This window comes from Mesorhizobium sp. LSJC280B00 (assembly GCF_000502835.1).
In the GTDB taxonomy this organism is placed as follows: Bacteria; Pseudomonadota; Alphaproteobacteria; order Rhizobiales; family Rhizobiaceae; genus Mesorhizobium.
This window is the reverse complement of record NZ_AYVL01000028.1, coordinates 65,174-85,747: the sequence shown is the minus strand read 5'-3', so window position 1 is coordinate 85,747 and position 20,574 is coordinate 65,174. Positions and strand designations below refer to the sequence as shown.

Genomic DNA, 20,574 nt, shown 5'->3' with positions numbered 1-20,574 from the left:
TCTGCAATTTCAGACCGTCAGCACCACCTTGCCGATCGGCCTGGTGGCGAGAAAGGCATGGGCGGCACCGGCCTGTTCGAGCGGAAACGCCTTTGCCACGTGGACGGCCAGCTTTTTCGCGTCGATCAATTTGCCGAGCTCCACCAGAGCGGCACGGTCGGGCACTACGGACATGCGCTCGACGCGGATGCCTCGCGTCCTGGCCTTTGCCTTGGTGGCATCGCTGACATCGAGCAGCGACACCAGAACGCCGCCGGCCGTGAGCACTTTCAGTGATTGCTCCGCATGCACGCCGCCGAACGGGTCCAGAACCAGATCGATGTCGCGGGCCTTCCCGGTGAAATCATCCCTTGTGTAGTCGATCACCTCGTCGGCGCCGAGCGAGCGGACGAAATCGAGCTTTTCCGGGCTGGCGGTCGCGACGACGTAAGCGCCGTGCGCCTTGGCGATCTGCACCGCCAGATGGCCGACGCCGCCGGCTCCGGCGTGGATCAGCACGCGCTTGCCAGAATCGAGCCGGCCATGGCGGACAAGGCCTTGCCAGGCCGTCAGGCCGGCCAGCGGCAGCGCGGCGGCTTGCGCGTGATCTATGCCTTCAGGTTTCGGCGCAAGCTCATCAGCCGGGACAGCGGCGAGTTCGGCGTAGGCTGCCGCCTGTTTGGGAAAGCGCGTCATGCCGAACACGGCATCGCCGACCTTGAGGCCGGAGACGCCGGAGCCCAGCGCCTCGACAACTCCCGAAACGTCCCAGCCAAGGACAAAAGGCGGCTCGCCGAGCAGCGGATAGTGGCCGCCGCGCACCGCACCATCGACCGGATTGATGCCGGCCGCCTCGATGCGGACGAGCACTTCGCCGGCCTCGGGTGATGGCGCGGGGCGATCGGCAATGACGAGGACGTCGGGTCCGCCGAAGGAATTCTGGATAATGGCACGCATGGAAGGCTCTCCTGCTGGTTTTGATGTACCACTATCATTTGGATAGTCACATTCTCTTGTCTAGTATGTACCTTTTTGATATATACGCACCTCATGGATAGTGAAGATGTTTCCCCTTTCGGCTATGACGCCTTTCGGCGGTCGTGCCCGTCACACGCCGTGCTCGAGACGCTCGCCAGCAAATGGGTCCACCTTGTGATCTGTGCGCTGCGCCGCGGCCGGCTTCGCAACGGCGAACTGGCGCGCAAGCTCGAAGGCGTCACGCCGAAAATGCTGACGCAGACCCTGCGCATCCTCGAACGCGACGGCCTTGTGCGGCGCGAAATCTTCCCGGTCATTCCACCGCGAGTCGAATACGAGCTGACCGAACTCGGCCAGAACCTGGCAGGACTGCTCGATCAGATCAGAGCCTGGTCGGAGCAGCATGTGCCCGACATCAAGGATGCCCGCGCGCGGGCGGCGGAACACCAAGAATATCTGGGTGCCTGAGGCCGGCACCGTTCGGTGCGCAGCAATGGCGCTCAAGCGCGGCGCGCGTTAAAGCCTTGTTTTAGCCGATCATGGCGCTGCGGCTGCCGGCTTCCGTGTCGCGCGTCTTGGTGTCCCGCGATTCCAGCATCTCGGCCTTGGAAAGCTCGGCTTCGGCCTCGCTCAGCAATGATTCGGCGACATTTCGCTGCTGGGCGAGGTCGCTTTGCGAATTCCTGAGGTTGTCGCGGCGCAGGCGTGCCGCCTTGGCGAAGGTCGGATAAGCAAAATGATTGATGTCGGTGATGCCGGCCTTCTTCTCTTCGGCGGCGATCTGAAGTTCCAGCTCGACGGCCATGCGCTCGAATTCGGCGATCATCATGTCGAGCTGCAGCAGCTGCCGCCGCTTCTCGCTCACCTGAAATTGCTTCAGCCGAACGAGGTTTTCACGTGACTTCATGATTCGGTACTCCCGGAAACGCACACCTGCACATATCGTCCAATTCACCCGGCAAGGCCCAGGCCTGACCCCGTTTCCACCGGCTTTCCCCGAACTATGGGAAACAAACTCCTAAAGTTTTTTGCCGGCGGTAACCATTCGTTTACGGGCATTGTTAATCATACGGCTCAGGACTTAAGGGCGGGTAAAAATTCTGCTTCTCGTCGCGAAACCTGGCCAACGAGTCCGAAGAGTCACTTAGTCTGGCTTATTAATGTGCCGCATTAACGGTTTGGGTCTGTGATTCGTTATTGGATTCAACAAGGTGTAGAAAGGGGTTAAAAAATCTGATACCGTCACGGACGGGGAATTAGGTTTTATTAACCATTCGATGGCAGCCTCTGCTCAGGGCAATCACTGCTCCGGTCCTGGACGGGTCGTGAAATGGTCCGGCAGCAGAAAAGGGGAATGAAATGCGCGTTCTGCTGATAGAAGACGACAGTGCAACCGCACAAAGCATCGAGCTGATGCTGAAATCAGAAAGTTTCAATGTCTATACGACCGACCTTGGCGAAGAGGGTGTCGATCTAGGCAAGCTTTATGATTACGACATCATTCTCCTCGACCTCAACCTCCCCGACATGTCGGGCTACGAAGTGTTGAGAACACTCCGCCTTTCCAAGGTGAAGACGCCGATCCTCATCCTCTCCGGCATGGCCGGCATCGAGGACAAGGTGCGCGGCCTCGGCTTCGGCGCCGACGATTACATGACCAAGCCCTTCCACAAGGACGAACTGGTCGCCCGCATCCATGCCATCGTGCGGCGTTCCAAGGGCCATGCCCAGTCGGTCATCACCACCGGCGACCTGGTGGTCAATCTCGATGCCAAGACCGTTGAAGTCGGTGGCCAGCGCGTCCATCTGACCGGCAAGGAATATCAGATGCTGGAACTGCTCTCGCTGCGCAAGGGCACCACGCTGACCAAGGAAATGTTCCTCAACCATCTCTATGGCGGCATGGATGAGCCGGAGCTGAAGATCATCGACGTCTTCATCTGCAAGCTGCGCAAGAAGCTCGACGCCGCGTCTGGCGGGCAGAATTACATCGAGACCGTCTGGGGCCGCGGCTATGTGCTGCGTGAGCCTGAAGATATCCGGGTCAGCGCCTGAAGCAAGGGCATGATCCCAAAATGGGCGCCGGCTTTCGGAAAAGAACCTGGTAAAACAACGAGATAGAGCTCATCCCGATTTCATCGAGATGGAACAGGCTCTGATCAGGCGGCAATCTTCAAGGCGCGGAAGCACTCGAGCAGTTGCGGCCGGTTGAACGGCTTCAGCAGGTAGCCCTGGGCGCCGGCGCGCTTTGCCCGCATGATCGCCCCGACGTCGACCTCGACCAGCGAAATCAAAACTTGCGGCACTACCGGGCTTTCCATGGCGCGCACGCGGCGGATGAGGTCCTGCGCCTGCATGTCCGGCAAGGCGCCGTCGACGACGATGATATCAGGCATGTCGACCGCGCACATCTCGATCGCCTCATGGCCGCTGGCGGCTTCGATCACCATCATGCCGGAACCGCCCAGGATACGCCTTGCAACCTTCCTGATGACGCTCGAATTGTCGACGAACATGCAGCGTTTCATTCCCGGACCCTCTTTGCCATGCGGCAAACCGACAGCGTCGTGGCATCTGCCGGGGAACATAGGCCGATCTGGTAAAGAAGCCGAAAAGCCGTTAGGTAAAATTTTCCTGAAGGTGTTTTTTAGTGAAATATTCTTTCGCAATGCTTCACGCAATCAATCTGCAAGCCGGTCTCACAGATGTTAAGACGACGCCGCAAATATGATTTGGAGAAAAATACTTTTCCGGCTCTTAGCAGAACTTCAGACTGCAGAAAGGACGATCTCGTCGGCGGTCGCATGGATCGAAATCGTCATGTTGGCTTCGCGGGCCAGGAGCAGCGTGTAATAGGGCTGCACCGAATGCGCGTCGATCGGCTCTTCCGGCCTGTGGCCGGAATGCAATTCCAGGAATTTGGGCGGCACGCGCAGCATCGGGCCGCTCGCCGCGAGCGCAAAGCGCGGCTCGGTCTCCAGGTTCTCCAGCGTGACCACCAGCCTGCCGCCGCGCGGAATGGCGGCGTTGGCGACGAGGATGAGATTGAGCAGCAGCTTGACCTTGTTCTTGGGCAACAGTGCGCGGGTTCCGTTCCAGATCAGTTCCGGCTTCTCGTTCTTCAGGAAGGCGATGGCCACGGCCTCGGCGTCCCCGGTGTCGATCAGCATGCCGGCGGAACCGGCGGCGCCGAAGGCGATGCGGGCGAATTGCAGGCGGGCGGAGGCGTTTTTGGCGCTTTGGCGGATCAGCTTCATGGCGTCTTCGTCGGCGCCGCCCTCGTCGAGCAGCTCAAGCCCGTTGTTTATGGCGCCGACCGGCGAAATGATGTCGTGGCAGACCCGGCTGCACAGCAGCGCTGCCAGATCGGGTGCGGAAAGGGTGAAAAGCTCGGCCATCGGCAAAAATCCCTGCAAATTTCACAACACAATGACCGGGCGATCATGATCACGCCTGTCCACACGAATCACGCTCTCTCCCAAGCATTCTGAATACACAGCGCTTGTGCGTGCAGCAACAAATCCGAAATCATGATTGTCGAAAATGGCGTGTTCACGCAGCAGGGTGCTGCGCGGGCGATGTGAAAACAGCCTTCGAACCGCCATCTTCATGTGGGAGTTTAATGGTTGAAAAAGGATTACGGCATAGTTTGCCCCTAACAGTCATCCTTAACGGCCGCCAAAGAGCCGTACGGGTGCGAGGCGTCGGCGAAAGTGCTCCCTGACGGAGATTGGAAGCATGGTTTCCCGATTCTACGACCGGACTTTTTTCCGTGTCATCTCAATGACGATCGCGCTCATCGGCCTTGTCGCCTTTTCGGCATCGGCCGCGCGGGCGCAGGAATACACGGCGCAGGAGATCGTCGATTCCGGTCATAAATTCTTCGGCGCTACATCGGGCGGGCTCGCCACCGTCGTCGAGAAGATTTTCGCCACCTATGGCCTGCCGAACGGCTATCTGCTCGGCGAAGAGGGGTCCGGGGCGCTGATCGGTGGCCTGACCTATGGCGAAGGCACGCTCTACACCAAGAATGCCGGCGACCACAAAGTGTTCTGGCAAGGCCCGTCGCTCGGCTGGGATTTCGGCGGCGAGGGCTCGCGCGTCATGATGCTGGTCTACAATCTCGACGATGTGAGCAGCCTCTATAATCGTTTTGGCGGCGTCGCCGGCTCCGCCTATGTCGTCGCCGGCGTCGGCTTCAACGTGCTGAAGAACAACAATGTGCTGCTCGTGCCGATCCGTACCGGCGTCGGCGCCCGGCTCGGCGTCAATCTCGGCTACCTCAAGCTCACCCAGCGCGCGACCTGGAATCCGTTCTGACCTGCATGATGGCGCCACTGCGATTGGACCTGTGATCCCACGGTCTGAGCTTTGCCGCGGCATACTCTTGCCGTGGCGCCGGATTTCCGTCATGCGAAGATGGCAAAGTCGACCTTTGGCGGTTGCCATGCACAACGGATAGTCATCTTGGTCCAGTCGATCCTGTTCTTTGTCCTCGGCTTTCTCTGCGCCGGCTTTCTGGCGCTGATGATTGCTCCGGCCGTGTGGCGGCGGGCGGTGGCGCTGACGCGCAAGCGCGTCGAGGGCTCGATGCCGTTGACGCTGGCCGAGATCCAGGCGGACAAGGATCGCATTCGCGCCGAGTTCGCCGTTTCGGTGCGCCGGCTTGAAATGACCGTCAAATCATTGCGCGAGAAAGCCGCCGAACAGCTGGTCGAGATCGGCCGCGACCGCGAAGCCCTGAAGGAATTGGCGGCCGAGCGACAGGACAAGAACCGGGTCGTCGCCGATCTTACAGCCAGGGGCGAGGAGCTTCGCAAGCGCGATGAGCAGCTGCAGCAGCTGTCGGAACGGCTTGCGGAGACCGAGCGCGCCCTCGAAAAGCGCGGGCTCGAACTGCGGAAACTGGAGCACATGTATGACGACGCCAGTTTTTCATCCAGCAGCAGGCAGATCGAGCTGGTGGCGCGCGAATCCGAGCTGCAGAAGCTGGCGAGCGACATTTCGCTGCTGCGCGGCCAGCGCAAGGAGGCGGACAGGCGCAGCCAGGAATTGGCAGCCGAAAGCAAGGTTTTGCGGGACGCGCTGAAGGCCGAGAAGAAAAGAACCGGCGACCTGGAAAAGAAGGTCGAACGCCTGCTCGCCTCGCTGGCCGATCGCGAGGACAGGCTGGAGCGCCGCGAGAAGGAACTGGTGCGCCTTCGCGAAAAGCCGAAAGGCGCTGAAAGGGCGCCTGCGGTGGGTGTTGCCGGCGTGCCAGGCAGTCAGGTCAATGTGGCCGTCAACGGCGACGTCGAACAGACAACCGCCAAGCTCGACGCCGACCGCGAGCGGCTGGAGGCCAGGCTGACGTCGCTGGCACGCGAGAACAGGCGGCTGAAGACAGATCTTGCTGCCGTCGAAACGTCGAAATCACAGGCCGGAGACGATACCGGCAGCGCCAGCGCGGCGTTGCGCGAAGAGATGAACGATCTGGCGGCGCAAGTCGTGGCCTTGACGGCAAAGCTCGACGGGCCGGATTCACCGATCGCCCGGGCGCTTGCAGCGCCTGAGGATACGCGGCCGGGGAGCGGCGGACGCAGCCTTGCCGATCGGGTGCGGGCGCTGCAGAAGGCCGCTTCGACCGACTGAGATTCCGCAAGCGCGAGCGGGACGCCCCGGCTCTAAATTAGGCTCCGGAAAAATGATGCAGCGCGATAGCTGACGCGGCGGCGACGTTCAGGCTGTCGAAACCTTGCGCCATACCGATCCGCAGCGTCTGCAGGCGGGCAAGCAGGCTTTCCGGCAGGCCTTCGCCCTCAGTGCCGAGATAGAGCGCCAGCCGTTCGTTTGTCTTGGCATCGCGAATGTCGGTCTGCCCGCGCGGCGACAAGGCGAATTGGCTGAAGCCTTGCCGGTCGAGCATGGCGGTGCAGGCCGCGGCGTCGGCAAAGGAGGCGAAGGGAATTTTCAAGGCGGCGCCGACCGAGACGCGGATTGCCTTGCGGTACAGCGGATCGCAGCAGGTCGGATCGAGAAGCACGGCATCCGCGCCAAAGGCGGCGGCATTGCGGAAGATTGAGCCGATATTGTCATGATTGGCGATGCCGACCAGCACCACGATCAGCGCGCGGGCGGGCAGTGCGCCGAGCAAAGCTTCAGCGGAGACGGCCGCGCCCTTGCGGCCGATCGCCAATATGCCGCGATGCATGTGGAATCCGGCAATCCTGTCGATGACTTCGCCGGATGCGACATAGATCGGAAGCCCGGCAGGCGCCTTGCGCAGGACGTCATCGAGGCCGGCCAGCCGGTTCTCGAGCACCAGCACCGATTCTGCCTCGAAGCGACGGGCGGCAAGCAGCGCGTCGAGCACCACCTTGCCTTCGGCGACGAAACGGCCCTGCCGGCCGGCAAGATCGCGTTCCCGGATGTCGAGATAGGCGGCGACGCGAGGATCCTGCGGGTCGTCTATGCGGATCGGATTCATGGCTTCCTCGGCGGACCATGCGTCGGCCGCGAATCGGGATTCGGTTTCGGAAGGCACGATGCCCGATCCGAAGGAGTTCAGACCGTATCTCAGCGTCCAAATGGATGCACGCCGTTCTAACGGTCAAATCCAATCACTAGGCGCCGGGCGGAGACGCCCTGCCTGGCCTCCTGGCGGCACGGCGATATTTGATTTCCGCGGCACGGCTCTTCGGCCAAGCCGCTTCAATGCAGAATTTCGATGGGCGAAGGAACCACACAGGGCCATGCCGCGTCATAGAGGCGGGCTCCTGCTGCGGTCCTGGGAGGACATCGATGATCAGGCTCCTCCTCGTCTTTGCCGCCACGCTTGCCCTCGCATGCGGCGTGGCTCGCGCGGCCAAGCTCGATCCAACCACCGTCAATCAGGCCCAATTCACTATCGGCGAACCGACGGGTGTCGATCCGATGCTGCTGAAGGCGCAGATCCTTCTGGATCGCGCCCGCTTCTCGCCGGGCCTCATCGACGGTCGCCTTTCCCAGAACTTCGCCAAAGCCGTCGCCGCGTTTCAGGTGGCAAACGGACTTCCGCCCGATGGCAAGCTCAGTCCACAGACCTGGAGCAAACTTATCGCAACCTCCGCCAAGCCGGTGCTGGTGACCTATGAGGTGATGCGCAAGGATGTGCGCGGACCTTTCACCAGGCGTATTCCGGCTCGCTTGGAGAGGATGGCCCGCTTGCGGCGGCTCGGCTATCGCAATGCGGTGGAGAGGTTGGCTGAGCGCTTCCACGTCAGCGAACAATTGCTGAGAATGCTCAGTCCGGGCACCAGGTTCAGGAAGCCCGGCACGACCTTGGTGGTGCCTGACGTCGGCAGGAGCGACCCTCCCGCCGGCGTTGCCGTCGTCGAGGTCGACAAGGGCGCCCGCCTGGTGCGTGTGCTCGACCGTGCCGGCAAATGGCTGGCGGTCTACCCCGCCTCGATTGGGAGCGAGGAGAAGCCGGCGCCAAGCGGCATGGCGGAGGTCAGGCGCGTGGTGCACAACCCTACCTATCACTACGATCCGGACTTCGCTTTCAAGGGGGTCAAGACCAAGCGGCCCTTCACCATCGCTGCCGGGCCGAACAACCCCGTGGGATCGGTCTGGATCGATCTCTCCATCGAAAGCTACGGCATCCACGGCACGCCCGAACCGGGCAAGATCGGCACCACCTTTTCGCATGGCTGCATCCGGTTGACCAATTGGGATGCCGAAGACCTTGCCTCCATGGTGCAGCCGGGCACGAAGGTCGAGTTCAAGGACGAGATTGCGCAGGCCGCCGACGAGCGCGTTCAGTAGCAAAGCGGACTTGGCAGCAAAGCGGACTTGGCAGCAAGGCGGATTTGGCGGGGCATTCTCCGCCCGGCCGCTCAGGTCCCGGCGCGACGCAGCCGGTGAGCCATCTGCGACAGTTCACCTTCGCCGAAAATGCCGTCCAGCATGTGCAGCAATTCGCGCACCGCCGCGGACTTGCAGGAATAATAAATCATTTGCCGGTCGCGGCGGGTCTCGACAAGGTCGGAAGCCCTGAGCTTGGCCAGATGCTGTGACAGGGCGGATTGGCTGAGCGATACCTTCTCGGCTATGGCGCCGACCGACATCTCGCCCTCGGCCAGATAGCTCATGATCAACAAACGTTTTTCGTTGCCCATCAGCGTCAGAAACGCAGCCGCGGTTCCGGCGTTGGCGACTAGTTTGTTCGAGACCATAGATCCCCCATGCCTTCTTGCTCATCCGCCGCTATGGGGGCAATAGCGTCGGATTCCATAGACTTTCCCTATAGATGCACGCCAGCGATTCAGCGTCACTCGCAAAGGTAGAACATTTCGCTCAAATCTCAAGGCTTGCTTTCCATGCAAGCCGATTAACCGTGCGGCTGTGATTATTTTGCCGATCGGGCAGCCTTGGCCATGTCGATCAGGACAGGCCTGAGGTCGCGCGCCGCTCTCAGCGGCTCGGGGAAGAAAACCCGACAGACATTGTCGCCCGATATCAGATCCATCCCGTCGGCGTCGAACCCGGTGACGATCCAGCCGTCGCTCTCGGCCCCGCCGAAATGACTTGCGTAGAGGGCAATCGCATCGAGATGGTCGGCGTTCATGTGGTCGAGCGCCGATTGCTCCCCGGCGGCAAGCTCTTCGACGATCGCTCCCGTCGCGACCAGATCGGTGCGGTCGAGCAGATAGGCCTTGCCCAAGCCGCCGTTCAGGCTGGCGCGCTCCGGTTCGAGCCGGAAGATCGAGAAGTCGCCGAGCCCGGCATAGAGTTTTGCCTTGGGATTGCGGTTGAGGTAGCGCCGCTCGGCGCGGGCGTGCTCGTTCGAGCCGCGTTCCAGCCGCACGGCGCGGCAGACGAGCGTCAATCGCGGATGCGCCAGCGGATCGCCCTTGCCGGGTTCGCCGACGAGCAACGAACAGCGCGGGTCGGCAAGGATGGCGCCGGTATGGGCGGACAGCATCGATACCAGGATCAATGGCGTGCCGTCGATGTCTGTGGCGACGCCGACCCGGCTGGCCAGCGGCGAACCGGTTCCTGGTTCGAGCACTGCCAACGCGCCGAAACGGGCGCTGCGGATCAGCGTCTTTGCCAGCCTGATCGCCTTGGGATCGGTCGCGCGGATCACGTCCTTTTTTGGTTTGTCCAAAGCACCACCGTCGCGTTTATTTCGGCGCCATGCGGATAGCGCCGTCGAGGCGAATTGTCTCGCCGTTGAGCATCTGGTTCTCGATGATGTGCAAGGCAAGTGCCGCGTATTCCGAAGGCTCGCCCAAACGGGAAGGGAAGGGCACAGCGGCGCCGAGCGAATCCTGCACCTCCTGCGGCATGCCGGCCATCATCGGCGTCCTGAAGATGCCGGGTGCGATGGTGCAGACGCGAATGCCGGAGCGGGCGAGATCGCGCGCCACCGGCAGCGTCATGCCGACGACGCCGGCCTTGGACGCGGAATAGGCAGCCTGGCCGATCTGGCCGTCATAGGCTGCGACCGATGCGGTGTTGATAATAACGCCGCGCTCGCCGCCCTGCAGCGGTTCGAGCCTGGCGGTCCGGTCGGCGACCAGGCGGATCATGTTAAAGGTGCCGATCAGATTGACCTCGATCACCTTGCGGTATTGATCGAGCGGATGCGGTCCGTCCTTGCCGATCGTCTTCATGCCGACAACGATGCCGGCGCAATTGACCAGGATGCGCGGTGCGCCGAGCGTCTCTGCCGCTTCCGCGACTGCGGCGGCACCGCTCTCGGCGTCGCTCACATCGCATCGGACGGCGATGCCGCCGATGTCAGCCGCCACCTTGGCCGCACGCTCGATGCCGAGATCGAGGACGGCAACCCTGGCGCCGCCGGCGGCAAGAGCGCGCGCCGTCGCCTCGCCAAGGCCGGAGCCGCCACCGGTGACGATCGCAATCTGGCCGTTCGGGTTCATCTCGACGTCCTCCTCCGTGCCCAGACTATGCCGCGAAGCCACCGTGCGACAGCACCGGCACGGTCATGCCATCGCGGCGATGTGCGCGGCAATCCTTGCCTGGTCGGCGTGGCAAACCTCGCCCGCCAGCCTCGCCACCGCGCCCGGCACGATCTCGTGCGCCAAAAGCCGGTCGGGGTCGACCGGACGCGGCATCGAGATCTGCCCGCGCGGCAGCCTCCTGAAGCCGAGCGGGCCGTAGTAGGGTTCGTCGCCGACCAGCATCACCGCCGGTGCGCCGGCCTTGGCGGCGGCTTCCAGCGCGATTGCCACTAGCTTGCGGCCAATGCCGAGATTTTTGAAGGCCGGCTGCACGGCGAGCGGCCCGAGCATCAGCGCGCGGCCGGCACCGGCGGCGATGCGCGTCATCCGTACCGAGGCGACGACGATTGCGCCGTCGACGGCCACGAATGACAAAGCGCGTTCGTGCGGGCCAGCTTGGCGGATCTTGTAGGCGGCGAGCACGAAACGGCCCGGCCCGAAGGCCTCGTCATTGATGGCTTCGATTTCAGGATCGTGCGCCGGAGTTTCCGGTAGGTATTTCACGTCGGCCAGGTATTTCAAGTCGGCAAGGCTCATGGTCTTTGCGTTCCGGTATGCGAGGAAAGGTTTGCTGCAAGCGGCAGCATTCGCCAGTCAGCGCTTCATCAAGCGCGGGCGCTCTTTCGTCGTCGGTCGAACCGGATCACGGCAAAGTCGAACATGCGGATTGTCCGCTAGCACCAATTTTCAGCCGCCGCAATCGGCCCGCGCAGCCGACCGCACTCGACGACGCAGCCGTTGACGATCTGTTCAGCATCGGGGATTTCCGCGGCGCCGCTTGGTGCCCTACATCGGACAGGAACGCGAAAGGATATTGCATGGGATTGCTAGTCGAAGGCCAATGGCAGGACCGCCGGTACGATAGCGGGGAGAGCGGCGGCAAATTCGTGCGCGCGCAGTCGCAGTGGCGCGACTGGGTGACCCGCGACGGCGCGCCGGCCGAAGGGCGAAAACGCGGCTTCAAGGCCGAGCCCGGCCGCTACCACCTCTATGTCTCGCTCGCCTGCCCGTGGGCGCATCGGACGTTGATCTTTCGCGTGCTCAAAAAACTCGAGGACGTGATTTCCATCTCGGTCGTCCATCATTTCATGGGCGCCGACGGCTGGACGTTCCTGGCCGAGGACGGCGCCACCGGCGACACGCTCTACGGCCTCGATTTCCTGCACCAGATCTACACCAGGGCCGATCCCGGCTATTCGGGCCGGGTCACCGTTCCCGTGCTGTGGGACAAACGCGAGCAGACCATCGTTTCGAACGAATCCTCCGAGATCATCCGCATGCTCAATTCGGCCTTCGACGAATGGGGCGATGCCAGGCTCGATTTCTATCCGCAACCGCTGCGCGGTGAGATCGATGCGGTCAACGCGCTGGTCTATCCCGCGGTCAACAATGGCGTTTACCGCGCCGGCTTCGCCACCACGCAGGCGGCCTACGAGGAGGCGTTCGGCGAATTGTTCTCGACGCTCGACATGCTGGAGGACCGTCTGTCAAGGCAGCGCTATCTCGTCGGCGGCCGCATCACCGAGGCGGACTGGCGGCTGTTCACGACACTGGTCCGCTTCGACCCGGTCTATGTCGGCCATTTCAAGTGCAATCTGCGCCGCATCGCCGACTATCCGAACCTGTCGAATTATCTGCGCGACCTCTACCAGGTGCCAGGCGTCGCCGGCACGGTGAATTTGCACCACATCAAGTCGCATTATTACAGCAGCCACGAGACGATCAACCCGACGCGCATCGTGCCGGTCGGGCCGGAGCTGGACTACGCCGCGCCGCATGACCGGGCGCGATTCAGGAAGGCGGCGTGAGACCGGTGACCTAGCGGAAGGTTTCGGAGTCCATCTTTGCCCTTCTAACGAGTTCAGCTTTCAATATGGTATTTCCAAATCGATTGGAGTAGCCGAGCGACGTTGCCAGGAACGCAACGATGCCGCTGATCATGACGATCAGGACCGACATCTGGGGCGGGATTGCGCGTAACAATCCCGACGGCAGAAGCACAGCCATTCCCAAAATCATTTCTATCATGGTTGAGAAGCCGACCATTTTCCAGAATTCAGTGCGAGTAAAAAGCTGAGCATGTCGCTTTATAAAAACGAAATATGTCACGAATGCCGCAACTAATTGTATTGCGAATTGGATGAATCTTCCAACTTTTGCTAAAATATATGGATCTATCGCAAGAACTATTGTCGAAATTAAGGCTATCACAGAAAATGCTATTCACATAAATTCCCGTGTAAAGTGATACATAGAGCGCGATTCTAAACCTATCGTTTTGGCTGTGTTGCATTTTTTCTCCTCATCGCTCAGCATGTATCTCTCTGAGAACAATGGATGCTGCCGGTCTATACCGAAGCAGCCAAAGCTGTTGAAGAGATGATCTACCAGTAAGGCGATGCCGAATTCCCCTCAAAAACTTCGGCAATCCGCCGCAGCGTCGCCGGTGTCGTGCCCTGGGGCAAGCGGTCGAGCGGGAAGAAGCCGGCTTCGGCGATCTCGCGGTCGGGCAGCTTGGGTGCTGGCTGGTCGAACTCTTCGACCAGATAAAGGCCGACATGATCGCGGCGGCTGGCGCGGCGGTTGAAATGCAGGGATTTCAGCACCGCCGGTCCGGTCAGCGCGATGTTGCCTTCCTCGAACAGTTCGCGCGTCAGCGCCTCGATCATCGTCTCGCCCAACTCGACGCCACCGCCCGGAAGGTGCCAGCCCGGGACATAGGTGTGGCGGATGAGGAAGACGGAATTGGAGCGGCGGTCGTGGATCAAGCCGCGCACGCCGAGCGTCATCGGCCGCCGCAGTACGAAGTACAGGTGAAACAGCCTTGCCCTGAAGCCCGGCCAGCCGGTCTGACGCAGGGCTTGCTCCGGATCCGGCGTCGTCATCGTCCGCGAAACCGTGAGTGGAAAGCCGCGCGCGCCTCGCCTATGAAGAAAAGATGTTCAGGCTCGCGCATATTTCCGATGTCCATCTGGGGCCGCTTCCCGATGTAACCTATCGCGATCTCGCCTCCAAGCGCGTGGTCGGTTATGTCAATTGGCAGCGCAACCGCCGCCGCTACATGCATGATGCCGTCATCGACACGATCGTCGCCGACATGAAGGCCAGCGGGCCGGACCATCTCACCATCACCGGTGACCTGGTCAATCTGGCGCTCGACGGTGAGCTCGAGATGGCCAAGCACTGGCTGGAGACGCTGGGCTCGCCCAATGACGTGTCGGTCGTGCCGGGAAACCATGACGCCTATGTGCCGGGCGCCTTCGACAAGACCTGCCGGTCCTGGGCGGCGTGGATGACCGGCGACGGCGTCAATACGCCGGTCGACCGCAACACCTTTCCCTATTTGCGCGTACGCGGCAATGTTGCGCTGGTCGGCGTCACGACGGCGCGCGCCACGGCTCCATTCATGGCCAACGGCTTCTTTCTGGAGGGCCAGGCGGAACGGCTGCGCGACATGCTCGACGCCACGGGCAAGCGCGGCCTGTTCCGGGTGATCATGATCCACCACCCGCCGGTGCGCGGCGCCGTTTCGCAGAACAAGCGGCTGTTCGGCATCTCGCGCTTCCACAAGGTTCTTCACCGACACGGCGCCGAGCTTGTGCTGCACGGCCATTCGCATGTGCCGTCGCTCTTCTTCATCGGCGCCCGCAAGACCAAAATCCCGGTGGTCGGGGTCGCCGCGGCGGGGCAGGCCCCCGGCAGTTCGCATGCGCCGGCGCAATACAATCTGCTCGACATCGACGGTGAAAAGGACAATTGGCGGATCAGGCTGACGCGCCGCGGCCTGACCGGGCCGGCATTGCCGCCCAGCGACCTGCAGACAATGGAGCTTGGCGTGGGGGCCGAGGCCACGCTTGCCGGGGCGCGGTAAACTCAGATGGGAGCGTCTCGCCGGTCGTCAGCCGCACTCTGCGACGCCAAGTGACATCACTTGGCTGCAAATGCTTTAAAAGCTGATTTTCATCGCGACGATGCGGTCCCAGAACAGCACAAGCGAAATCGCCAGGCCGACCAGGGCGCCTGCGGCGATCAGGCCGAGGCCCGAGAAGAACGCCGACCAGCCGTTGCTGCGCGCAGCGACATGCAGCGGCGGCTCAGCCTCCGCCACCAGGGCGCGTTTCAGGCCGGCGACGGCCTGCTCGATGCCGCCTTCCATCATCCTCTGGCGTTCGACGACGCGCTCGGCGACATAGCGCGTCACCTGGTCGGCAACGACCTTCATCTCTGTCGACTCGGCGAGCACGACGCGGCCGATGCGCGTGTCCTTGAGAAAGCGGTAGGTGCGGCGGTCGCGTCCCATGGCGACATGGCTGACGGCGTCGATCCACAGCCGTGGCTGCAGGCCGGACGAGACGGCGAAGTCGAAACTGTCCATGTCGGTGGGTACGTCGCCGAAGACCGGCGCGAGTTCGGCGGCAAGCAGATCGAGCCGCATGCGATGCGCTTCGCGCATCTCGACGACGACGTCGTCGCGGTCGGCGAAGGCGTTCTTGACGTCGCGAATGGCATCGGACAGTTTTCGCGACTGATCGATCTGGGTGATGTTCTCGCCTGCGTCCTTCATCGGCGTTGCCTCGCGGGGTTTGGTTAACACCGAATTAACACAGCCGCCGGCAAATTGCACTTGCGAGATCGAGGAGCGGGCAAGGGTTCGCTGGAGCAGCACCAGTGCCGCCGCCGTGCCAGTGCCAAGACCGATCAGCTCGCCGCAGCGGCGAATCCCCGACGAAGCCGCCTGCTGCGGCGTCGCATATTGCGACGGACGGCCTCGACGACCAGGCCGGGCGCTTCCTCGACCAGCATATGGCCGGCTTCCAGCACGTGGTGCAGATGAAAATGCTTCGGCACGCCGTCCGCCTGGCTGACCGGCAGCACCGCGTCGTCGGTTCCCCAAACCACCATGACCGGCATATTCAGCGTTTCCAGCCGTTCGCGCTGAATGACGCCTTGCCGATCATCCCTGGTCATGGCGGCTGCGAACTCGACAAGTGTCCGCGACTGGCCGGGACGCCGGCGCATCTCGTTGACGAGATCGACCCTATGCTGCAAGGGCCGGCTTTGCGGTCCCGACATGGCGGCAAGACAGGCGCGGATTTCATCCGTGCCGGCAGCGGCGGCGTAGCGACGCAGCAGCGGACCATTGATCTCAGGACCAAAACCGCCCGGCGACAGCAGCGTCAGCGAGGCCATCTTTTCCGGCTCGCTCAATGCCATCAGGGCGGCCACGGCGCCGCCCATCGAATGACCGACGAGATGAACCCGCTTTATCCCGCGAGCGGAAAGATCGGCAAGGACGGCACTGGCCGCGATCCTGGCCGGACCGCCGCCCGGAAAATCGAGCGACAGCCCATGTCCCGGCAGATCATAGGCCAGGGTCCGCGCGCCGGGCGCCAGAGACTCGGCCACATCGCGCCAGTCGTCGTGGCAGCCACCGAAACCATGCAGGAAGGCAATCGTTGTCGGGCCGGTGCCCCGTTCGGCAGCGTAAAGGGATGAGGTCATGCAAACTTTATGGCTTGGTGCCGGGATCAGTCAGGATGCCGGGGCGGTCTTATGCGGATCAGTCTTTGCGGGAGGTCAGACTTATGCGGAGATCAGTCTTATGCGGGATCAGACCTATGTGGGATCAGATTGGCCGGTTCAAATTGTGTCTGAATTGCGCTTTGGCCGTCCGGATGGCCAGTAAAATCTTCGCGATCACCTGACGTCGTGCACGCGCCGGGAGACGTCAGCTGGCGCCGCCAAGCCCGGCGGCACGCAGGGCTTCCACCAGCCGGTTGGTCAGATCGGCGGGATATCTTCGCTCGACGAAGGTTGTGCGCGGATCGGCTGCGAATTTCGGAAATTTGGTGGTCAGTTCCTGCAGCAGCCTGCTCGCCAGCTTCTCGCGGCCGGCAGCCTTGGCGCCGATCAGCCGCGCCGCCAGATAATGCGATTTCATTTCCGTCGTTCGCAAGCCGTCGCTGGCGAGCGTGGCCTTGTTCATGTCGCCCATCATGAACTCTCCGGCGAACAGCCCGTAATCCCACCATGTCGGATGGGCGCTGGCGATGTCCACCGCGTGAGCGATGATCGGGGTGCCCTCGCTGTACCTGCCGGCGAAAACCAGCCCGTAGCCATAGGCGGCGGCCATTGCGAGATCGTAGGGATTGAGCTCATAGGCCTTGCGCATCCAGCGGATCGATTCCGCGGAATCGCCCATGCGCGAGTTGAGATAACCAAGGGCGCGGTGCGCGTAGGGGCTGGTCGGGCCCATCTGGATGGCGCGATGGGCAAACGTCATGGCTTTGTCGATCGTCGCGTCGGCGGGGTAGGGATAGTGGTCGGTGACCGCTTCGAGATGCAAGGACGCGAGTTCCGAATAGACGAGCGACGACTTCGCCTCCCGGTTGGCAAGATCTTCGAGGCAGCGGTAAGCGGCTTCGTGCGTCTGGGCGTTCTGGTCGAGATAATATTTGCCGTTGAGCACCAGACACGCCGTTAGCCCGGTCTGAATGCCGCTCTGCTCGATGTAGTTGTAGATCGTGCCCGAGGCGGGAAGAGCCGAGCTCAAAATGCCGGAGATCTGGTCCTCGATGGCGGTGTTCGCGCTGTCGCCGGCGGTCAGGTTGCGTGAGAGCAGCACGCGGCCGGTCGCCACGCTTTGCAGCTCGAGCATGATGTCGCCGCTACGCGGCCCGGGCAGGACATCGAATACGAAGCTGGCGGCGTCGGTTACTGGATCGGGCGGGCTGTCGGCATCACGGCCGATGAAATTGATGGTATCGAAGCCGCTGAGGCCGGCGCGCAGCGATGCGGCGACACGGCGAGCCAGGTCGCTGTCGGCCTTGATGGCGATGTAGACCTGGGGGAGGTTTTCAACGGGAGGCGCTGCAATGCTGCCGGTCGCCACCGCGGTCTCGACCGCCGTGTCGCCGCCGGTCAGCAATACCACGCTGCCCTGGCGAAGGATCAGCACACCCAGCATGAGGATGACCAGCGCGATCGCCAGCCAGAAGAACTGCAAATGGCGTTGCAGCGAAGGAGCAGCAGGGGCGACGGCTGGAACGCTCAGCAATGCAGCCGGATGTGCCCGGTTGCGGGCGTCCTCCAGCGATCCGGGCGGGGCGGTCGTCGCCGCTTCCTCTGTTGCCAGCTCCGGCTTGTTTTCTGCCTTGGGCTCCACCTCCGCCGGCAAGCGAATGGCGTTGAGTTCGTAGGACGGAACATAGCCGCCGCGCGGAATGGCGATGCGGACCGGTTCGGCAACGCCCTCATTGGCGAAATACTGCTGCAGAAGCTCGCGCAGCCTGCCGGCCTGCACCCGCACCACCGCATCGGTCGACGGGTCGAAATCGCCGTCCTTGCCGAACACGTCCATCGCGATGGAGAAGCCCTTGAGCCTGTCGGCTTCGCCTGCCTGCTCGCGCTCGACCAGGTAGCGGAGCAGCTTGCGCGCGCGCTCGGATCGTCCGAACGTTTCGCTGGCAAGCAATCGCTCCAACGTTTCGCGCACTGCGGGGGCGGCAGGCGTGGTATGCTGCAAGTGTCGATCCCTTCGAATTCGGCACAGGTTGAGGTACGATCATATCGCGCTGGCGGCGCCTTACAAGCATGTGCTTATGGTGCGATAGCGTACCCACCGGATAAAATTTCCGGTGGGCTGATGCGCGGGCCTGGCGGTCTCGGCTAGCCGCCCTTTCGGCCGACGATGCGGTTGGCGGCCGAAACCACGGCTTCTAGCGAGGCGGCGACGATGTTGGTGTTGATACCGGCGCCGAACAGCTTGCCGCCCGGATGTTCCATCTCGACATAGGAAATGGCCGAGGCATTCGAGCCGCGCTGCATGGAATGCTCGGAATAATCCAGCACCGACATCGGCACCCCGACATGGCGCGACAGCGCATCGACGAAGCCGTCGATCGGGCCGGTGCCGGTGCCTGATATGGTCACCTCCTTGCCTTTGTCGAGGATCACCGCTTCGACCACGCGCCGGCCCTTGACCTCGGTGTCGGGATAGGTGTGGTGGTCGAGGAACTTCAGCCGCGCGCCGGGCTGGTCGACATAGGTGTCGAGAAAGCGCTCGTAGATGCGCTTGACCGGCACCTCCTTGCCTTCGGCGTCGGTGATCGCCTGGATAGCCTGGCTGAACTCGATCTGCAGGTTGCGCGGCAGGTTGAGGCCGTAATCCGCATGCAGCACATAGGCGATGCCGCCCTTACCGGACTGCGAGTTGATGCGGATGATGGCTTCGTAGCTGCGGCCGACATCGGCCGGGTCGATCGGCAGATAGGGCACCTCCCAATGCGGCGTGTTGGCCTTGCGCAGCGCCTTCATGCCCTTGTTGATGGCGTCCTGGTGCGAGCCGGAAAAGGCGGTGTAGACGAGCTCGCCGACATAAGGGTGGCGCTCCGGGATCTTCAGCTGGTTGGAGTATTCGTAGACGTCCTTCATGCGGTTGATGTCGGAGCAGTCGAGCCCGGGATCGACGCCTTGCGTGTACATGTTGAGCGCCAGCGTGACGATGTCGACATTGCCGGTGCGCTCGCCATTGCCGAACAGCGTGCCTTCGACGCGGTCGGCGCCCGCCATCAGGCCGAGTTCGGTGGTGGCGATGCCGGTGCCGCGATCATTGTGCGGATGCAGCGAGATCAACAGGTTCTCGCGGTTGTCGAGATTGCGGCACATCCATTCGATGCGGTCGGCATAGATGTTGGCCGTCGACATCTCGACCGTAGAGGGCAGGTTGATGATCAGCTTGTTTTCCGCCGTCGGCTTGACGATCTCGGTGACGGCGTTGCAGATCTCCAGCGCCACTTCGAGCTCGGTGCCGGTAAAGCTCTCCGGCGAATATTCGAAACGGTAGCCGCCGCCGGCTTTCGCCGCCATGTCGGTGATCATCTTGGCCGCATCGGTGGCGATGCGCTTGATGCCGGCGACGTCCTTCTCGAAGACGACGCGGCGCTGCAGCTCGCTGGTCGAGTTATAGAAATGCACGATCGGATTGGTGGCGCCCTTCAGCGCCTCGAAAGTGCGGGTGATCAGTTCCGGCCGGCACTGCACCAGCACCTGCAGCGAGACGTCGGCGGGCACGTTGCCCTGTTCGATGCACCAGCGGGCGAAATCGAAGTCGGTCTGCGAGGCCGACGGGAAGCCGATCTCGATCTCCTTGAAGCCCATGTCGAGCAGCAGGGCGAACATGCGCGCCTTGCGTTCCTGGCCCATCGGATCGATCAGCGCCTGGTTGCCGTCGCGCAGGTCGACCGAGCACCAGATCGGCGCCTTGTCGATCACTTTCGAAGGCCAGGTGCGATCGGCAAGACCGACGGTCGGATAGGGCTGGTATTTGCGGGCAGCATCCGGCATGCCCCTCGCGGGCTTGGCGGTTTCCTCTACATTCAGACGGATATCTTCTCGTGCGTTCATCGTCTTTTCTCCCGGCGGCTCGCGGATCCAGCTTCAGGCGGATTGGTGGCGAGCGGCGCCTTTACCAGAATTTCGTTCGCTTGATGTGACGTGCCAATTTGTGAATGGCCAAGGAGCGTGCGCGTGAGCGGCAATTCGACCGCCGGGCGCTCCTTCAGCGAACCCGGCGATCGCCGATAAGGCCGAGAAGCAGCAGGGTGGAGGCAAGCGCGCGAACGGTCTG

22 protein-coding genes are annotated in these 20,574 nt (G+C 62.4%); 8 read left to right on the top strand and 14 right to left on the bottom strand.

Going from position 1 to position 20,574, the window contains the following annotated elements; translation table 11 throughout:
- Positions 1-9: 9 nt before the first annotated feature.
- Positions 10-936: an NADP-dependent oxidoreductase gene (locus X773_RS67680; protein WP_023679562.1), complete on the bottom strand. Its 927-nt coding sequence runs from the start codon at positions 934-936 to the stop codon at positions 10-12.
- A gap of 93 nt (positions 937-1,029) precedes the next feature.
- Here X773_RS67680 and X773_RS67675 point away from each other — a divergent pair, with 93 nt between their 5' ends.
- The gene (locus X773_RS67675; protein WP_023679561.1) at positions 1,030-1,425 is read left to right on the top strand and encodes a helix-turn-helix domain-containing protein; all 396 of its coding nucleotides are present in this window, start codon (positions 1,030-1,032) and stop codon (positions 1,423-1,425) included.
- 61 nt (positions 1,426-1,486) lie between these two features.
- Here the strand turns inward: X773_RS67675 and X773_RS67670 are convergent, their stop codons facing one another.
- Positions 1,487-1,864: a flagellar export protein FliJ gene (locus X773_RS67670; protein WP_023679560.1), complete on the bottom strand. Its 378-nt coding sequence runs from the start codon at positions 1,862-1,864 to the stop codon at positions 1,487-1,489.
- Between the two features lie 452 nt (positions 1,865-2,316).
- Here X773_RS67670 and ctrA point away from each other — a divergent pair, with 452 nt between their 5' ends.
- Entirely contained in the window at positions 2,317-3,012 is a 696-nt protein-coding gene (gene ctrA, locus X773_RS67665) for a cell cycle two-component system response regulator CtrA (RefSeq protein WP_006203583.1), read from the top strand.
- Positions 3,013-3,116: 104 nt separating this feature from the next.
- On the opposite strand, the gene X773_RS67660 is transcribed toward ctrA, so the two are convergent.
- On the bottom strand, positions 3,117-3,485 hold the full coding sequence (locus X773_RS67660) for a response regulator (RefSeq protein ID WP_023679559.1): 369 nt from the start codon (positions 3,483-3,485) through the stop codon (positions 3,117-3,119).
- A gap of 240 nt (positions 3,486-3,725) precedes the next feature.
- Positions 3,726-4,355 (bottom strand): histidine phosphotransferase family protein, encoded by a 630-nt coding sequence (locus X773_RS67655; RefSeq protein ID WP_023679558.1) that lies wholly within the window; start codon positions 4,353-4,355, stop codon positions 3,726-3,728.
- 340 nt (positions 4,356-4,695) lie between these two features.
- Between X773_RS67655 and X773_RS67650 the strand changes: the two genes are divergently transcribed.
- Positions 4,696-5,277, top strand: coding sequence for a DUF1134 domain-containing protein (locus X773_RS67650; RefSeq protein ID WP_023679557.1), 582 nt, complete (start codon positions 4,696-4,698; stop codon positions 5,275-5,277).
- Between the two features lie 147 nt (positions 5,278-5,424).
- A complete protein-coding gene (locus X773_RS67645; protein WP_023679556.1) occupies positions 5,425-6,588 on the top strand; it encodes a hypothetical protein in 1,164 nt (387 codons plus the stop codon).
- Between the two features lie 37 nt (positions 6,589-6,625).
- On the opposite strand, the gene X773_RS67640 is transcribed toward X773_RS67645, so the two are convergent.
- Complete coding sequence (locus X773_RS67640; protein WP_023679555.1) at positions 6,626-7,423, bottom strand: RNA methyltransferase; 798 nt, start codon at positions 7,421-7,423, stop codon at positions 6,626-6,628.
- 314 nt (positions 7,424-7,737) lie between these two features.
- On the opposite strand from X773_RS67640, the gene X773_RS67635 reads away from it, so the two are divergent.
- Positions 7,738-8,742, top strand: a complete 1,005-nt coding sequence (locus X773_RS67635; RefSeq protein WP_023679554.1) for a L,D-transpeptidase — start codon at positions 7,738-7,740, stop codon at positions 8,740-8,742.
- Positions 8,743-8,813: 71 nt separating this feature from the next.
- On the opposite strand, the gene X773_RS67630 is transcribed toward X773_RS67635, so the two are convergent.
- The 4 genes from X773_RS67630 to X773_RS67615 all read right to left on the bottom strand — a co-directional run bounded on the left by X773_RS67630 (position 8,814) and on the right by X773_RS67615 (position 11,483).
- Positions 8,814-9,152 (bottom strand): metalloregulator ArsR/SmtB family transcription factor, encoded by a 339-nt coding sequence (locus X773_RS67630; RefSeq protein WP_023679553.1) that lies wholly within the window; start codon positions 9,150-9,152, stop codon positions 8,814-8,816.
- Positions 9,153-9,325: 173 nt separating this feature from the next.
- Complete coding sequence (locus X773_RS67625; RefSeq protein ID WP_023679552.1) at positions 9,326-10,087, bottom strand: HugZ family protein; 762 nt, start codon at positions 10,085-10,087, stop codon at positions 9,326-9,328.
- Between the two features lie 16 nt (positions 10,088-10,103).
- A complete protein-coding gene (locus X773_RS67620) occupies positions 10,104-10,865 on the bottom strand; it encodes a 3-hydroxyacyl-CoA dehydrogenase (RefSeq protein WP_023679551.1) in 762 nt (253 codons plus the stop codon).
- A gap of 63 nt (positions 10,866-10,928) precedes the next feature.
- On the bottom strand, positions 10,929-11,483 hold the full coding sequence (locus X773_RS67615) for an N-acetyltransferase (RefSeq protein ID WP_031212608.1): 555 nt from the start codon (positions 11,481-11,483) through the stop codon (positions 10,929-10,931).
- A gap of 281 nt (positions 11,484-11,764) precedes the next feature.
- On the opposite strand from X773_RS67615, the gene X773_RS67610 reads away from it, so the two are divergent.
- Both X773_RS67610 and X773_RS76730 read left to right on the top strand, forming a co-directional pair.
- Positions 11,765-12,754: a glutathione S-transferase family protein gene (locus X773_RS67610; protein ID WP_023679549.1), complete on the top strand. Its 990-nt coding sequence runs from the start codon at positions 11,765-11,767 to the stop codon at positions 12,752-12,754.
- A gap of 119 nt (positions 12,755-12,873) precedes the next feature.
- On the top strand, positions 12,874-13,023 hold the full coding sequence (locus X773_RS76730) for a hypothetical protein (protein WP_156937441.1): 150 nt from the start codon (positions 12,874-12,876) through the stop codon (positions 13,021-13,023).
- A 307-nt stretch (positions 13,024-13,330) separates the two neighbouring features.
- On the opposite strand, the gene X773_RS67605 is transcribed toward X773_RS76730, so the two are convergent.
- Positions 13,331-13,831, bottom strand: coding sequence for an NUDIX domain-containing protein (locus X773_RS67605; protein WP_023679547.1), 501 nt, complete (start codon positions 13,829-13,831; stop codon positions 13,331-13,333).
- 53 nt (positions 13,832-13,884) lie between these two features.
- On the opposite strand from X773_RS67605, the gene X773_RS67600 reads away from it, so the two are divergent.
- On the top strand, positions 13,885-14,817 hold the full coding sequence (locus X773_RS67600) for a metallophosphoesterase (RefSeq protein ID WP_023679546.1): 933 nt from the start codon (positions 13,885-13,887) through the stop codon (positions 14,815-14,817).
- A gap of 75 nt (positions 14,818-14,892) precedes the next feature.
- Here X773_RS67600 and X773_RS67595 read toward each other — a convergent pair whose 3' ends face one another.
- The 4 genes from X773_RS67595 to leuA form a co-directional block, all read right to left on the bottom strand.
- Positions 14,893-15,510, bottom strand: coding sequence for a hypothetical protein (locus X773_RS67595; protein WP_023679545.1), 618 nt, complete (start codon positions 15,508-15,510; stop codon positions 14,893-14,895).
- Between the two features lie 134 nt (positions 15,511-15,644).
- Complete coding sequence (locus tag X773_RS67590) at positions 15,645-16,448, bottom strand: alpha/beta fold hydrolase (RefSeq protein ID WP_023679544.1); 804 nt, start codon at positions 16,446-16,448, stop codon at positions 15,645-15,647.
- Between the two features lie 226 nt (positions 16,449-16,674).
- A complete protein-coding gene (locus X773_RS67585) occupies positions 16,675-18,471 on the bottom strand; it encodes a hypothetical protein (RefSeq protein ID WP_023679543.1) in 1,797 nt (598 codons plus the stop codon).
- A gap of 143 nt (positions 18,472-18,614) precedes the next feature.
- Positions 18,615-20,351, bottom strand: coding sequence for a 2-isopropylmalate synthase (gene leuA, locus X773_RS67580; RefSeq protein WP_051406229.1), 1,737 nt, complete (start codon positions 20,349-20,351; stop codon positions 18,615-18,617).
- Positions 20,352-20,574 lie beyond the last annotated feature (223 nt).